At 66.4% G+C, this 14,585-nt stretch carries 12 protein-coding genes; all 12 read right to left on the bottom strand.

The genetic code is table 11. From position 1 onward, the window contains the following. Positions 1 to 10: 10 nt before the first annotated feature. Positions 11 to 652 carry a PqiC family protein gene (locus B7G54_RS26100; RefSeq protein WP_085041690.1) on the bottom strand — a complete coding sequence of 214 codons (642 nt, stop codon included), beginning with the start codon at positions 650 to 652 and terminating at the stop codon, positions 11 to 13. After that, positions 649 to 2,319, bottom strand: a complete 1,671-nt coding sequence (locus tag B7G54_RS26105; RefSeq protein ID WP_085041691.1) for a PqiB family protein — start codon at positions 2,317 to 2,319, stop codon at positions 649 to 651. The genes B7G54_RS26100 and B7G54_RS26105 overlap by 4 nt, the downstream gene beginning before the upstream one ends. Then, the gene (locus B7G54_RS26110; RefSeq protein ID WP_085041692.1) at positions 2,316 to 2,963 is read right to left on the bottom strand and encodes a paraquat-inducible protein A; all 648 of its coding nucleotides are present in this window, start codon (positions 2,961 to 2,963) and stop codon (positions 2,316 to 2,318) included. The genes B7G54_RS26105 and B7G54_RS26110 overlap by 4 nt, the downstream gene beginning before the upstream one ends. Beyond that, a complete protein-coding gene (locus B7G54_RS26115) occupies positions 2,960 to 3,721 on the bottom strand; it encodes a paraquat-inducible protein A (protein ID WP_244289434.1) in 762 nt (253 codons plus the stop codon). The genes B7G54_RS26110 and B7G54_RS26115 overlap by 4 nt, the downstream gene beginning before the upstream one ends. A 54-nt stretch (positions 3,722 to 3,775) precedes the next feature. Next, positions 3,776 to 5,350, bottom strand: a complete 1,575-nt coding sequence (locus tag B7G54_RS26120) for a Na+/H+ antiporter (RefSeq protein WP_085041694.1) — start codon at positions 5,348 to 5,350, stop codon at positions 3,776 to 3,778. Positions 5,351 to 5,488: 138 nt separating this feature from the next. Beyond that, complete coding sequence (locus tag B7G54_RS26125) at positions 5,489 to 6,001, bottom strand: DUF3331 domain-containing protein (RefSeq protein ID WP_165765623.1); 513 nt, start codon at positions 5,999 to 6,001, stop codon at positions 5,489 to 5,491. A gap of 166 nt (positions 6,002 to 6,167) precedes the next feature. Next, positions 6,168 to 6,398: a hypothetical protein gene (locus B7G54_RS26130; RefSeq protein ID WP_085041696.1), complete on the bottom strand. Its 231-nt coding sequence runs from the start codon at positions 6,396 to 6,398 to the stop codon at positions 6,168 to 6,170. A 26-nt stretch (positions 6,399 to 6,424) separates the two neighbouring features. Beyond that, positions 6,425 to 7,114, bottom strand: coding sequence for a response regulator (locus tag B7G54_RS26135; protein ID WP_085041697.1), 690 nt, complete (start codon positions 7,112 to 7,114; stop codon positions 6,425 to 6,427). 112 nt (positions 7,115 to 7,226) lie between these two features. Next, positions 7,227 to 8,669 carry an efflux transporter outer membrane subunit gene (locus B7G54_RS26140; protein ID WP_085041698.1) on the bottom strand — a complete coding sequence of 481 codons (1,443 nt, stop codon included), beginning with the start codon at positions 8,667 to 8,669 and terminating at the stop codon, positions 7,227 to 7,229. Between the two features lie 4 nt (positions 8,670 to 8,673). Beyond that, positions 8,674 to 11,817, bottom strand: coding sequence for an efflux RND transporter permease subunit (locus tag B7G54_RS26145; RefSeq protein WP_085041699.1), 3,144 nt, complete (start codon positions 11,815 to 11,817; stop codon positions 8,674 to 8,676). 20 nt (positions 11,818 to 11,837) lie between these two features. Continuing rightward, positions 11,838 to 12,995 (bottom strand): efflux RND transporter periplasmic adaptor subunit, encoded by a 1,158-nt coding sequence (locus B7G54_RS26150; RefSeq protein ID WP_085041700.1) that lies wholly within the window; start codon positions 12,993 to 12,995, stop codon positions 11,838 to 11,840. A 434-nt stretch (positions 12,996 to 13,429) separates the two neighbouring features. Next, the gene (locus B7G54_RS26155; protein WP_085041701.1) at positions 13,430 to 14,569 is read right to left on the bottom strand and encodes an ATP-binding protein; all 1,140 of its coding nucleotides are present in this window, start codon (positions 14,567 to 14,569) and stop codon (positions 13,430 to 13,432) included. Positions 14,570 to 14,585 lie beyond the last annotated feature (16 nt).

The following is a 14,585-nucleotide window of genomic DNA, read 5'->3' on the forward strand; positions in this document are numbered from 1 at the left end:
GCGGGACGGATTACGAATCGGCGGGACAGGCAGGGCGCCCGGTGCCGAAGCTGCGCACCGTGCTCGCGATCCGCGCGGCGAACTGCCCGATCATGCGCTGTTGCACACGCACCATGTCCGCGTAGCCTCCGGGTGCCGCTTCGTCGAGCCGCGTGCTGCACGAAATGCGCGTGCCCGGCGTGTCCTGCTGCGTGCCGACGACCCAATCCGCCTCGAACTGGGCCATGCTCCCGGGCCACGCGTCGAAGCGGCGCACCTGCGTGCGGATGCTGATGACGGTCTGGTTCGACGGACGCGGAAGGCCGGTGACGTTGCGTGCGCCCAGTTGCTCGACGAGTGCCGACGAAAGCGCCGCGCGCAGCTCGTCGCCGAGCGGTGCGACCCAGCGTTCGTTGTCGAGTATCAGCGCGGTGCCCGCCCCGCTGCGAACGACCATCTGCTGCTGATCGAGCTGGGCGGGGATGCCGACCGGCAACACGTTGATGGCCAGCGGCGCGGTGGCGCGCGCGGCCGTCGCCGTGGCCGTTGTCGTCGCGGACGTGGCCGGTGAGACGAGGGTGTAGTAATGCACCGGGTTCGACGCGCAGGCGGTCAGCGCGATGACGGCGCCGGCGCCCAGGGCGATCGTCCTGGCGCGAATCGGAAAGCTCATGGTTGTCGTGGCTCCTGCTGGACAGGCGGGGTTGAAGTGTCGACAGGCGCGATCGGCGCGTGATCGGCCCCGGTTCCACGGAGCAGCGATTCGGGACGGCGGCCCAGCATGTCGGTGAGCGTGCGCAACGATCGCGCGGTACGCCGGACTTCGGTCAGCGTATTCGCCAGGTTCTCCTGAAGCGGGCCGTCCTCGGCGATGCCCTGGCGCAACGCGCCGAACGTCTGGTTCGCCTGGTCGAGCGCGCGCGTCGTCGACGGCAGCAACTGGCCGTTGACCTGCCTGAGCGTCGCATCCAGGTTCGTCAGGCTCGAATCGACATGCTTGCCGATCGAATCCAGCGGCATCTTGTTGATCTTGTCGACGATGTCGGCGACTTGCTCCGGCAGCTTGTCGAACGTGCTCGCGACGGTGGGCAAGGTCAGCGGCGTGGCATTGGCATCGAACGGCACCTTCGGCGCGTTTTTCACGAAGTCGAACGAAATGTAGAGCTGCTCCGTCAGCAGGTTGCCGGTGCGCGCCTGCGCACGGAGCCCGTGCTCGACCAGGCCCGCGAGAAACTGGGCCACGCGCGGATTACCGTTGCCTTCGGTCTTCTGCAGTTTGTCGATGACGGGGCCGAGCCGATACGGATAGACCTTCACCATGACGACGGACTGGAAGCGCCGGGTGGCTCGGTCGTAGTCGAGCTGGGTCGAGACGACCTTGCCCATGTCGATGCCGGAAAACTCCACCGGCGCCCCGACCGCGAGCCCGCGCAACGGCCGCTCGAAACGGAGCCGGATGAGCTGGGACGGCCCGTCTGGCGCGGCCATCGCGGAAGCTTCGTTGTCGGCGAGCGTAAACAGGCGGCCGGCAGTGGCCGCCGCCGCATCGCTGTCTTCCGGTGTCGCGAACGCGATGCCGCCGCCCACGATCGTCGCGACCGACTGGGTCTTCAGCTTCAGGCCGTTGGCGTCGAGCGAAAGATCCACGCCGCTTGCGTTCCAGAAGCGCGTATCGGTGGTTACCAGGCGATCGTACGGCGCATCGATGAACACCTGCAGGTTCATGTCGCGGCGCTGCATGTCGAGCTTGTACGACGCAACGTGGCCCACCATCAGATGGCGGTAATAGACCGGCGAGCCGATATCGAGCGAGCCGAGATCGGCGGCGCGCAACGCGAAGCTCGTCCCCGGCGTGCCGTTGATGACGGTCGGCGGCGTCTCGAGCCCGGTGTAGGCTTTCCGCGTTTGGTCCGAGCGGCCCGTGTCCATGCCGATATACGCGCCGGAGAACAGCGTATCGATGCCCGATACGCCGCTCATGCCGACGCGGGGGCGCACGACCCAGAAGCGCGTGTCGTCGCGAATGAGGTTGCGTGCGTTCTTCACGAACGACACCGTCGCGACCACGTGCGAACTGTCGTCGCTCAGCGAAATGGCGGTCACGGTGCCGATCACGACGTCCTTGTACTTGACGGGCGTCTTGCCGGCTTCGAGGCCTTGCGCGGTGTTGAACGTGATCGTGATTTCCGGTCCGACGGACAACCACGCGTGGATCACCATCGACAGGCCGATCAACGCCGCGACGAGCGGCACGAGCCAGACGAGCGAAAGCCGCAGGCGGTTGCGCGTCGCGGGCGGGTCGTGGGGTTCGAGGCCTTGCGGGCCGGATGGAGGATTCATGCTTCTTCGGCGTCCCAAATGAGGCGTGGGTCAAAACTCATCGCAGACAGCATCGTGAGAATGACGACCATGCCGAAAAACAAAATGCCGGCACGTGGCTCGATCTCGGACAGCGGACCGAACCTCACCAGCGCACAGATGACCGCGACGACCAGCACGTCGAGCATCGACCAGTAGCCGACCAGCTCGACCGCGCGATACAGCACGGCCCGCTCGCGCATGGCCGACACGCTGCGCCGGCCCGTCGTGACGAGCAACGTGCCGAGCGCGAGAAACTTCGTGCACGGCACGACGACGCTCGCGATGAAGATGACCGACGCAATGCCGTACGAGCCGGCTTTCCAGAACACCACGACGCCGCTGAGGATCGTCGCTTCGCTGTGGCTGCCAAGCAGCGTGGTGTGCATCACCGGCAACAGGTTGGCCGGGATGTAGAGGATCAGGCTGGCGATCAGGAGCGCCCACGCGCGCGCGAGGCTGTCCGAACGACGCGCGTGCAGCGCGGACCCGCACCGCGGGCAACGTTCCACCGCGGCGGCATGCGCGTGCGCATCCGGCGCGGCGCTCGCGTGCGTGCGGCAGACGAGGCCGCACGCATGGCACCCGATCATGCCCAGCTGGCCGGCGCGCACGGGCAGGCTCACGGGCGGCCTCCGGCGGGTTCCACCGGCACGACCCAGTCCCACAGCTGGCGCGTGTCGTGGCCCGCGATCAGCGGGATCAGCACCATCAGCACGGCCGTGGCCCACAAGCCGGCGCCGGGAATGATCTGCATGATGCTCGACAGCTTGATGATGGCGATGAGGATGCCGAGCAATCCGACCTCGATCATGCTCCATGGCCGCAACGCGACGAGCAGCCGCATCAGCGGGCCGAACGCGGGCGCGCGATGGCCCGCACGGGCAAAGGCGAGCAACCAGATCAGCGTGGCGATCTGCAGGAACGGCACCACCACGATGGCGAGCGCCGTCGGAATCGCGATCGGCGCGGCGAAGCCCTGGGCCAGCGCGAGCGCGGATTGCCACAGCGTGGCCTCGCTATGCAGCCCCTGCACGCTGATCCGCATGATCGGGCAGAGGTTGGCGATGGCAAATACCACGCCTGCGGCAACCGCGAGCGCGAGCCACCGGTCGATATCGAGCCAGCTCGATCGATACAACACGGCGGCGCATCGTTCGCAACGCGCGACCTCGTGCGGCGCCAGCGCGCGGCGTCGGTAGACGCTGTCGCAATGCTCGCAGGTGATCAGGGTCGGAAACGTGTCCATGGATTCGTGTTGCTCGCGCATGCGTACTCGATGATTTGCTTCGCAGTGTGCTTGGCGTCGATGGACGCTTTTGTGCGGTTTGATGGAGAAATGATGGAGCCGGGCTTGCAGACCGCGGACCTTCTTCGCCAGCATTCTGATTGCGACGCCGTGCTTGAATGCGTTGCGTCCCCATCGATAGCCATCCCCTCACGCCTTGGCGGAAATCGCGCTGAGCTCCTCGAGATCGAGGTCGCGTGTCAGTTCGTGCAGCGTGTGCTCGTCGATGTCGCCGGCGCGGTAGAGGCGCATGAGCTCGGCCCGTCCGGCCGCGATCAATTTCAGCACGGTATCCGAGCGTGCATCGAGGTGGGGCTTGTATTCGTCAGCGTGCCGCGCATAGCGGGCCATGTCCTCGGCCTTGTGCTTGTGAATGTCCAGGAGCATGGGGTGAACGAGTTCGCCTGCCTCGTTGTATGCCAGTTTTGCCATCAATTCATGGCGCACCTTGGCAATCACGGCCTCCGCCTCGCTCATGCTTAGGCGAGGCTTGTCGCTTTCCGGCGCCACGAGCCCCGTCCAGCGGATCACGGCGCCGAGCGTCTGTCCCTGCACCAGCACGGTGGCGAGGATGACGGCAATGGCCGTGACAAGGATGAAATCGCGCCCCGGAAAACTGTCCGGCAGGCTGGCGGCGAGCGCCAGGGTGATCACCCCTCGCATGCCGGCCCAGCTCAATACCGTGGCATCGGCCAGCCCGAGCGGCTGGAAGCGGGTCACGCGAAACTTTCGCAGCAGGATGAGCGCGCCGTCCGAGGCATACACCCAGACAAACCGCGCGAGGATGACGGAAAGAACGACGATCAGCACCGGTACGCCCATCTCCGCGAGCATCGTGTCGAGCCCGTCGCCCCGCTGGATCACCTCATGCAGCGAGGATCCGATGATCAGGAAGACGAACGCTTCGAGCAGGAAGATCGTGACAGTCCAGAAGCCCGTGCCGTACAGGCGCGCCGACGCGTTGAGCACGCGATGCTGGAACCAGGCACAGATGAGGCCCGTCGTCACGGTGGCGATCACCCCCGAGACGTGGAAGCGTTCGGCCAGAAGATAGGAGCCCCACGCACATAGCGGGCCGGCGGCGATGACCAGGCTATCTTCGTCGAGATGGCGCGTCAGGATCACCCAGGCGCCACCCACGAAGGCGCCGACCAGTGCGCCACCCAGCGCCAGCAGTGCGAAGCTGCCAAGGGCTTCGGCCGGACTGAACAGGCCCGTCACGCCCGCTGCCACCGCAAAGCGGAACAGCACGAGGCCCGTCGCGTCGTTGAACAGGCTCTCGCCCTCCAGGAGGATCAGGAGGCGGCGCGGCAGTTTGACTTGCTGCAGCGCGGCGCGGGCCGACACCGCATCCGGCGGCGCGACCAGTGCGCCCAAGGCCGCGCAAGCCGCCCAGGGCAGGGAGGGCACGAGCCAGTGGGTGACGAGGGCCACCACGACCGTGGTGAAGAGCACCGCACCGATCGCCAGTGCCCCGACGCCCAGCATGTGCCGGCGCAGGTGGTCGAGTGAAATGCCCAGGGCGCTGTCCATCAGCAACGGGGGCAGGAAAATCACCAGCACCAGTTCCGGATCGATATGCACCTCGGGCAGGCCGGGCAGAAAGGCGATGAAACCGCCACCGATGATCAGTGCGACGGCAGGGGGGAGCCCGAGCTTATGCCCGACATAGTGCAAGACAAGGATCGCCAGTAGCAGCGCGATCATCAATTCGAAAATAGCCATGGTGATGGTTCTGTTGCCAGCGCTTCGGTGATGAGCTGCCCATCAGCGCTTCAGTCGGACGGAAGGCGCAATGAGAGGCCCGGTTTCCAGGAGCCGGACAGCGTTAGCGCCCGGCTGGGAGTGTGAAGGGAGCCGCTTCTATTTCGTGATCCGGGCAAAGTCGATGCAGGCGATGTGAATCGCGAGAATCATCGCGGACCAGTTCGTCGGTCGGCCATTTCGCACGCTTGGCCGAAAAATCTCGTCGCCCGGGGTGATGGGCATTCCGCTCATCGCGCATAACCCTGGCCGTCTGGCAAATCCTTTATGCCAATTTTGGTAGCCATAATGTCCGCCAGCCGAATCCCGCCACGAAAGCACCACCGTGCTGGACGTCGGTTGATCAAGAATGTCGATCGTTGCGCTGCACCTCGATCGATCGCCTGAAGTCATTTTTCCACGTGAATCCAGTGCGCAATCCTTGCGCTGCCGGTCGATTCGCGCGCCGTCGCTGCATGCGTTGAGTGAGTGCATCATGTGGCGCCAGCGTTCTTCCGGTTCGATTGCGTCGGTCGGAATCAACGTTATGCAGCCGATCAGTGAATCGTCGCTTCTTTCCAGTTCGCTGGAATCGCCATCGATTGACGAAGCGACATTTCCCTGATTTCTCATTTCGTACCTCGCTGCGCGCATGCAGTTGATCAGATCTCTGGAAAAAAAATGTTTTCCGGTAATTAAGTCAAAAATCCAATTTTTATCTTGATTAAGGAAACAACCCGATTAAAAAACAAAGGAATCGCAGCGCGGCCGCAGGCGTGCGATGAGCGTCGGCCTGCTGCTATAAGCCCGTTCTGCGCGCCAGTCTGACGAGGTCGACGATCGTCGCGACCAGCGCGGCCAGCAAGACGGCCGCAAGCATCAGATAGCTCGGCGTCTCCCGGATCACAACCGCGATCGGGTTGTCGGTCGCAGGAGACGAAACGGCCAGGATCAGGCCGTAGGCGACGAACCATCCGGTCGCGATCGTCAGCACGACAGCGACCGTCAGGAGGCCGACGATCCGCACCACGCGCCGCCGCGATCCTGGGCGTGCGTTCACTGGGTGCTGCGCAGCCGGTAGCCGACCCCGCGCATCACCTCCGGCATCCCGGACGCGCCCGCGCATTCGAGCTTCTTGCGCAGCCGGCTGATATGGCTGTCGACGGTACGCTCCAGCGCATCGACGTCGGCGAGGCAGGCGTCGATCAGTTCGCTGCGCGTGAACACGCGGTTCGGCGAGCCGGCCAGGTGCGTGAGCAGCCGGAATTCGGTCAGCGTCAGCGAGACGCTGGTTTCCCCTGCATCCGTGCGGACCGTGGTCAGATAGCTTTGCGTGTCGATTTCAAGGTTGCCGATCTTGATGAAGCGCCCGGACGTGGCCGTTTCGATGCGACGCAGGATCGCGCGGATGCGCGCGACCACCTCGGCCGGATTGAACGGCTTCGTGATGTAGTCGTCCGCGCCGAAACGCAGCCCCTGCAAGCGATCGATCTCGCGGTCGAGCGCCGTGATGATGACGATCGGCGTGTCGCTGCGGCGGCGCAGTTCGACCAGGACTTCCCAGCCGTCCTTCTTCGGCATCCTGACGTCGAGGAGGATCAGGTCGGGCTTCAGCACGGGCTGCACGTCGAGCACGGCCTGGCCGTGACCGACGCGGTAGGTGCGAAAGCCGTCGTGGGCGAGGTACGCGTCGAGTATGTCGGCGATCTCCGGATCGTCTTCGGCTATGAGTATCAGAGGGTTCATCGGGTTCACTGGAAGTGAGCGTGACCTTGGGCGGGCCGGCGGCGCGGCACGTGCGCCGCCGGACTTCACCGTGCTTTCAGTCGTCGCGAACGGATTGGCGACGGCCCATTGCTCAGTTTTTTGCCACGCTGTTGGCGGGAGGCACGTCGGTGTCGGTCAGCCCGCCACCGAGCGCCTTGTAGAGCGCGACCGCGTTGTCCAGTTCGGCGTTGCGCAGATCCAGCAACGCCTGGCGCGCGGCATACAGCTGTCGCTGCGAGTCGAGCAGTTCCAGCCGATCCTCGATGCCGGCGCGATAGCGCAGGTTCACGAGATCGGTGCGGCGTTCGGCGCTCTTGACGACCTTGGCCTGCGCGTCGATCTGGCGGCTGAAGGTCTCGCGCCCGGCGAGCCCGTCGGCCACTTCGCGGAACGCGGTCTGGATCGAGCGTTCGTACTCGACGACCGCGCTGGACTTGCGCACCTCCGCGAGATTCAGCTCGGAACGCAGCCGGCCGCCCTGGAAGATCGGCAGCGTGACCTGCGGTGCGAAGCTCCACACGCGCTGGCCGCCGTCGAACAGGCTGCCCAGCCCCGGGCTGAGGAAGCCGATCGAAGAAGTCAGCGACAGGCGCGGGAAGAATGCCGCGCGCGCCGCGCCGATGTCGGCGTTGGCGGCGACGAGATTCTGCTCGGCCTGCTGGATGTCCGGCCGGCGGTACAGCAATTCCGACGGCAGTCCGGCCGGCAGTTGAGTCATCACCGGCTGGCGCTCCAGCGACAGCGGATCGGGCAGGGTCTTCGGCAGGTCGGTGCCGACCAGCAGCCGCAGCGCATTGCCCGCCTGCTCGACGGCGCGCGAACGCGCCTCGAGATCGGCGCTGGCGCTCGCGACCTGGCCTTCGGCCTGCGCGATGTCGACGCCGCTCGCCTGGTCGGCGAGCTTGAGGCGGCGCGCGAGGTCGAGCGACTGGCGCCAGTCGTTCAGCGTGCGTTCGGACAGCGCGCGCTGCTCTTGCGCGAGACGCTCGGTGAAATACGCGTTGGCCACGGAGCCGACGAGCGTGATCTGCACCGCCCGGCGGCCGTGATCGGTCGCGAGGTAGCGCGCGAACGCCGCATCGGACAGCGACTTCACGCGGCCGAACAGGTCGATCTCGAATGCGCTGAGACCGACGTTCACGCCGTACTGGTTCTGCGTGTTTTCGAGCAGCGGCGGGTTCGATTGCGAGTCGGCGGCCGTGCGCTGGCGCGTGAAGCTCGCGCCGGCGCCGATCGACGGCAGGCGCGCGGAACGCTGGATGCCGTACTGCGCTTCGGCGGCCTGGACGTTCAGCGCGGCCAGGCGCAGGTCGCGGTTGTTCTCGAGCGCGAGCTCGATCAGGCGCTGCAGGCGACGGTCGCCGAACATCGTGCGCCAGCCGAGATCGGCCGCGTTCGCTTGCGGGCCGGCCGCGGCAGCGGTGGTATAGGCGGTCGGCACCGGCATCTCGGGCCTGACCAGCTTCGGCGCCATCGAGCACGCCGACAGCGCGAGCGCGGCGGAAACCGCAGCGGAAAGAATGAGTAATCGCATGGCATCAACCTTCTTGTTCGGGGGTCACGGTGGCGCGCTTCTTGCCGGATGCGAGCCATGCCGAGATGCGTTCCTGGATGCTCATCACGAACACGAAGAAAACCGGAACGAAGAAAATGGCCAGCACGGTGGCGGTGATCATGCCGCCCAGCACGCCGGTGCCGATCGCGTGCTGCGTCTCGGAGCTGGCGCCGGAGGCGATGACGAGTGGCACCACGCCGAGCCCGAACGCGAGCGACGTCATCAGGATCGGGCGCAGGCGCAGCTTGGACGCCTGCACGGCAGCCTCGATCAGCCCCTTGCCTTCCTCGCGCAGCTGTTTCGCGAACTCCACGATCAGGATCGCGTTCTTCGCCGACAGGCCGATCACGGTGATCATCCCGACCTTGAAGAACACGTCGTTCGGCAGCCCGCGGAGCATCACCGCGGCGAGTGCGCCGATCAGGCCGAGCGGCACCACCAGCATCACCGACAACGGAATCGCCCAGCTCTCGTAGAGCGCCGCGAGCACGAGGAACACGACGACCATCGACAACGCCATCAGCATCGGCGCCTGCGAAGCCGACTCACGCTCCTGCAGCGACTGGCCGGTCCACGCCACCGTGAAGCCCGGCGGCAACTGCGCGGCCAGACGCTCCATCTCGGCCATTGCCGCGCCGCTGGAGTAGCCGGGGGCCGAACCGCCGGAGATACGCGCGGACGGATAACCCTGGAAGCGCACCATCTGGAGCGGGGCTTCCGACCAGACCGGACGCACCACTTCGGACAGCGGCACCATGCCGCCGGTCGCGTTGCGCACGTAGAGCTTCATCACGTTCTCGATCTGCATGCGTGCCGGCGCATCGGCCTGGATGATCACCTGCTGCATGCGGCCCGCGTTCGGGAAGTCGTTCACGTAGGTCGAACCCATCGCGGCCGACAGCGTGTCGCTGATGGTCGTGAACGACACGCCCAGCGCTTCGGCCTTCTCGCGGTCGATGTCCAGCCGCACGCTCGTGCCGGCCGGCAGGCTGTCCGGATAGACGCCGGTCACCACCTTGCTTTGCGCGGCCAGTTCGAGCAGCTTGGTTTCGGCCGCCTTGAGCGCTGCGTAGCCCTGGTTGGCGCGATCCTGCAGGCGCATCGTGAAGCCCGAGCTGGTACCCAGCCCGTCGATTGCCGGCGGCAACAGGCTCATGACCGTACCTTCGGTCACGCCGCCCATCGCGGCCTGCGCGTGCATGGCTTCTTCCAGCGTGGACGAACCTTCGCGCTTGTCCCAGTCCTTGAGCACCGCGTAGTTCAGTGCCGCGTTGGAGCCGAGGCCGGAGAAGCCGTAGCCGATGATGGAGATGCTCGACTGGATCGCCGGACGCGACGCGAGATGCTTCTCGAGGGTCTTGACCACGTCACCCGTGCGCTCGACGGTCGAATCCGCCGGGAGCAGGAAGCCGGTCATGAAGTAGCCCTGGTCCTCCTCGGGCAGGAACGACGACGGCAGCATGCGGAAGCCGAACACCAGCGCAGCGGAAATCGCGACGAACAGCAGCATCACGCGGCCCGTGCGGCCGACCAGCCGGCCGACGCGCGTCTCGTACCATTGCGTGAGGCGGTCGAAGCGGCGGTTGAACCAGCCGAAGAAGCCGCGCTTCTCGTGGTGGCCGTGCTCGACCGGCTTGAGCATCGTTGCGCACAGGGCCGGCGTCAGCGTCAGCGCGAGCAGGGCCGAGAACATGATCGACACGGCCATCGACAGCGTGAACTGCTGATAGATCACGCCGACCGAGCCGCTCGACATTGCCATCGGCAGGAACACGGCCGTCAGCACCAGCGTGATGCCGATGATCGCGCCGGTGATTTCCTTCATGGCCTTGATCGTCGCGTCCTTCGGCGACAGGCCTTCTTCCACCATCAGGCGTTCGACGTTCTCCACGACGACGATCGCATCGTCGACGATGATGCCGATCGCGAGCACCATGCCGAACATCGTCAGCACGTTGATCGAGAAGCCCGTCATCAGCATGACCGTGAAGGTGCCGAGCATCGCCACCGGCGCGACGATCGCCGGGATCAGCGTGTAGCGCACGTTCTGCAGGAACAGGTACATCACCAGGAACACGAGCACCATCGCTTCGAGCAGCGTGTGAACCACCTTCTCGATCGAGATCTTCACGAACGGCGCGGTATCGAACGGGATCGAGTAGGTCATGCCGGCCGGCATGGTCTTGGCGATCATGTCCAGTTGCTCGCGCACGGCCTCCGCGGTCTTCACCGCATTGGCGCCGGGCGCCAGCTGCACGCCCGCGAAGGTGGCGGGCTTGCCATTCTCGCTGTTGACGAAGGTGAACGCCTGCGGGCCGAGTTCGACCCGCGCGACATCGCCGAGCACGACCTTCGAGCCGTTCGCATTCGCGCGCAGCACGATCTTCGCGAACTGCTCCGGCGACGTGAGCTGGCCTTGCGCGGTGAGCGGTACCGTCACGCGCTGGCCGGGCCGCGCGGGCGCCGCACCGAGGCTGCCCGGGGCGATCTGCACGTTCTGCTGGCTGACGGCCGTGGTCAGGTCGTTCATCGACAGGCCGTAGGTGATCAGCTTCTGCGGATCGACCCAGATGCGCATTGCCTGTTCGGAGCCGAACAGCTGCACCTTGCCGACGCCTTCGACACGCCGCAGATCCTCGACGACGTTGCGCGCCATGTAGTCGGCGAGTGCGTTTTCGTCGTAGCGGCCGCTTTCCGACTTGAGGCCGACGAACAACAGGAAGCCCGTGGCGGCCGACTGCACGATCACGCCGTTTTGCCGCACGACCGGCGGCAGGCGCGGCTCGACCGACTTGAGCTTGTTCTGCACTTCGACCTGCGCCATCGCCGAATCGGTGCCGGGCTTGAAGGTCGCGGTGATCTGCGCCTGGCCGGAGGTATCCGCCGACGATTCGAAGTACAGCAGGTTCCGCACACCGGAGAGCTCGCGCTCGATGAGGCTCAGCACGCTGTCGCTCATCGTCTGCGGCGTGGCGCCCGGGTAGGTGGCGGTAATGGTGACGGTCGGCGGCGCGACCGACGGATAGCGCGCAACCGGCAGTTCGGGGATGGCGATCAGGCCCAGCAGGATGATGAAGAGGGCGATCACCCACGCGAAGACCGGGCGCCGGATGAAGAATTGGGACATGACTGGAGACTCCCCGTGACTCAGTGCGAGGAAGCGGTCTTGACCGCTTCAGGCGCCTTCCATTCAGTCGCCGTCACGGTCGCGCCGTCGCTCAGGCGCTCCATGCCTTCGACGACGACCTTCTGGCCCGCCTGCAGGCCCGACTTGATGCGGTAGCTGCGGTTCGTCAGCTCGCCCACTTCGACGGCCTTCAGATGCGCCTGGCTCTTCGCGTCGAGCACCCAGACCTGCGGCTTGCCGCCCGCGCGGATGATCGCCTGTTGCGGCACGGTCAGTGCGTTGTCGTAGTGCCCACGCGGGATGCGGGCTCGCACGTACATGCCCGGCAGCAGCTCGCGCTTCGGGTTGTCGACCAGCACGCGCAGCAGCACGTCGCCGGTGCCCGGGTCGACGTTGACGCCCGAGAACAGCATGCGGCCCTTCACGTCGTAGCGCGAGTCGTCGTCGCGCAGCACGTCGACCGGCAGCCCGTTGCCCGCGGTGTCCGGCTGCGCCGTGAGCGCGCCGCGCAGCGATTCGAGCGACGCGGCCGGCTGGCGCACGTCCACGTAGACCTGGTCGATCTGCTGGATGCGTGCCATCGGCTGGCTGTCGCTGCTCGCGACCAGCGCACCCTCGGTCACGAGCGCCTGGTCGATGCGGCCGGTGATCGGCGCTTCGACGGTCGCGAACTTCAGGTCGAGCTGGCGTCGTGCGAGCGTCGCGCGAGCCTGCGCGACGTCGGCGGCAGCCTGGTCGCGTTGCGACGCCGAGTCGTCGTAGACCTGACGGCTGATCGCGTCGGCCTCGACCAGCGGCTTGAGCCGGGTGGTCTGCACCTTGGCGCGTTCGAGCGCGGCTTCCGCGCGTTGCAGGGCCGCTGCGGCCGTGTCCATGTCGGCCTTGAACGGCGCCGGGTTGATCTGGAACAGCGGCTGGCCGGCACGCACTTCCGTGCCTTGTTCGAACAGCCGTCGCTGCACGATGCCGCTGACCTGCGGCCGGATCTCGGCGATCCGGACGGCCGCGACGCGGCCCGGCAGGTCTTCGGTCAGGTCGAGCGGCGAACCGGCGAGCGTCATCGCTGCGACCGGGGTGGCCGGCGCGGCGGCCTGCTGTTCGGCGGGCCCGCAGCCCGCCAGCATCGCCGCCACCAGCGCGCACACGGCGCTGTAGCAGCATCGTTTCTGGTTCTTCATGTGGACTCCTTGGGACGCAGGCACCCAATGGCCCGCATTTTCGGTTCGCAGTGTGCGTGCGCCCGATGGAGTTTTTTGTGCGAAAAGATGGAGGTTTGATGGAGGGCGCGAAAGAATCGCGGGAGGGGGATGCGGAGGCGGGTGGCGCCCGAAGATGACGGACTCCGAGGTGGCTCGGCGGTATCCGGAAGCGCGATGGGCGGCGCGGAAATCCCGGATCGCCACAATCGTCTGACGAAATCCCGATTGCCGTGCGTGCCATCGGGATGCCCGGCCGTGCGCTCGGGGCTGCTATCGCGAGGTTCGCGTTGGAGCGGGCGGCGGGCGCATTGCGCGGGCCACGCGCACCTCCCGTTCAGCGGTGGAGGGCGCGTGCGCCGCGCTGCGAGGCGGCAGGCCGGCGCAACGGGCGCGTCGGCCGCGCGCCGAACGGTTCAGCGCGGATCGGTATCGGCGGTGCCCCGGGTGGTGGACGCCGCGTCCTTCCGGTTCGGCGTCGCGATGCGCTGCGATGCGGGGCTGCTGGGCCAGCGCAACTCGAACGCCGTGCCGCCGCACGCCGTCGGGCGGCAGGACGCCTCGCCGTCGTGCGCCTGCGCGATGGCCGCGACCACGGCCAGCCCCAGGCCGCTGCCGCCTTTCTGGCTGGAATGCGTATCGTCCACGCGCCGGAATGCATCGAAAATCTGGGCCGCGCAATCGGCCGGAATGCCCGGCCCCTCGTCTTCGACCTGCAAGTGACACGTACCGTTTTCGACGCGCGTGCGAATGCGTATCGCGCCGGGCACCGCATAGCGCCGCGCATTCTCCAGCAGCGCGAGCAGCGCCTGACGCATCCGGAACGGGTCGCAGTGTACGGGCCGCGTATCGAGATCGAGCACCATGTGTTGACCGGCCGCGGCCAGCGAATCCTCGAACATCTCGACGGCTGCCTTGACGTGTGCGGCCAGGTCGGTCTCCTGGATGCTGACGCTCAGATGCCCGCTTTCGGCGAGGCTGATCACGCGGAGATCCTCGATCAGGCGCGTCAGTCCTTCCGCCTGGGTCAGCAGGTTCCGGAACAGCGCCTCGCCCGGCTGGAAGACACCTTCCGCCAGCCCCTGCAACCGCCCGCGCAGGACCGTGACCGGCGTACGCAGTTCGTGAGCGATCGCGGCATTCCAGAATGCCTGTTCGTCCGTCATGCGCTGCAGCTGGGCCGCGAGCGCATTGAAGTCGTCCGCGATCAGTGCGGCTTCGCGAATCGATCGATCGCCGGCGACGGCGCGTGCGGTCAGGTCGCCCTTGGCGACACGGCGAATGCTGTCCGCGACGGAGTTGAGCGGCACCAGAATGCGATGCGCGAGCCGGGTCGACACGACGATCGCGAGTATCAGGCCGAGCAGGAGCGTGATGCCCAGGCATACCAACTCGGGGTTCGACGGAATCCAGCTCGCCTGGTTGCAAAACGCGCTCCAGTGCCGGAGCATCACGTAGTAGAACGCATAGACCATCAGCACGACGATCAGCATGATGCCGAGCGCCAGCTCCGCCATCGACACTGCAATCTTGCGGCCCAGCCCTCCGAGCTTCATTTCGTGCTCCCAAGCG

This window comes from Burkholderia puraquae, assembly GCF_002099195.1.
GTDB classification, from domain to species: Bacteria; Pseudomonadota; Gammaproteobacteria; order Burkholderiales; family Burkholderiaceae; genus Burkholderia; species Burkholderia puraquae.

Coding starts and splice junctions, on each gene's coding strand:
- B7G54_RS26100 (WP_085041690.1), bottom strand. CDS start 652: ATGAGCTTTCCGATTCGCGCCAGGACGATCGCCCTGGGCGCCGGCGCC.
- B7G54_RS26105 (WP_085041691.1), bottom strand. CDS start 2,319: ATGAATCCTCCATCCGGCCCGCAAGGCCTCGAACCCCACGACCCGCCC.
- B7G54_RS26115 (WP_244289434.1), bottom strand. CDS start 3,721: ATGCTGGCGAAGAAGGTCCGCGGTCTGCAAGCCCGGCTCCATCATTTC.
- B7G54_RS26120 (WP_085041694.1), bottom strand. CDS start 5,350: ATGGCTATTTTCGAATTGATGATCGCGCTGCTACTGGCGATCCTTGTC.
- B7G54_RS26125 (WP_165765623.1), bottom strand. CDS start 6,001: ATGAGAAATCAGGGAAATGTCGCTTCGTCAATCGATGGCGATTCCAGC.
- B7G54_RS26135 (WP_085041697.1), bottom strand. CDS start 7,114: ATGAACCCTCTGATACTCATAGCCGAAGACGATCCGGAGATCGCCGAC.
- B7G54_RS26140 (WP_085041698.1), bottom strand. CDS start 8,669: ATGCGATTACTCATTCTTTCCGCTGCGGTTTCCGCCGCGCTCGCGCTG.
- B7G54_RS26145 (WP_085041699.1), bottom strand. CDS start 11,817: ATGTCCCAATTCTTCATCCGGCGCCCGGTCTTCGCGTGGGTGATCGCC.
- B7G54_RS26150 (WP_085041700.1), bottom strand. CDS start 12,995: ATGAAGAACCAGAAACGATGCTGCTACAGCGCCGTGTGCGCGCTGGTG.
- B7G54_RS26155 (WP_085041701.1), bottom strand. CDS start 14,569: ATGAAGCTCGGAGGGCTGGGCCGCAAGATTGCAGTGTCGATGGCGGAG.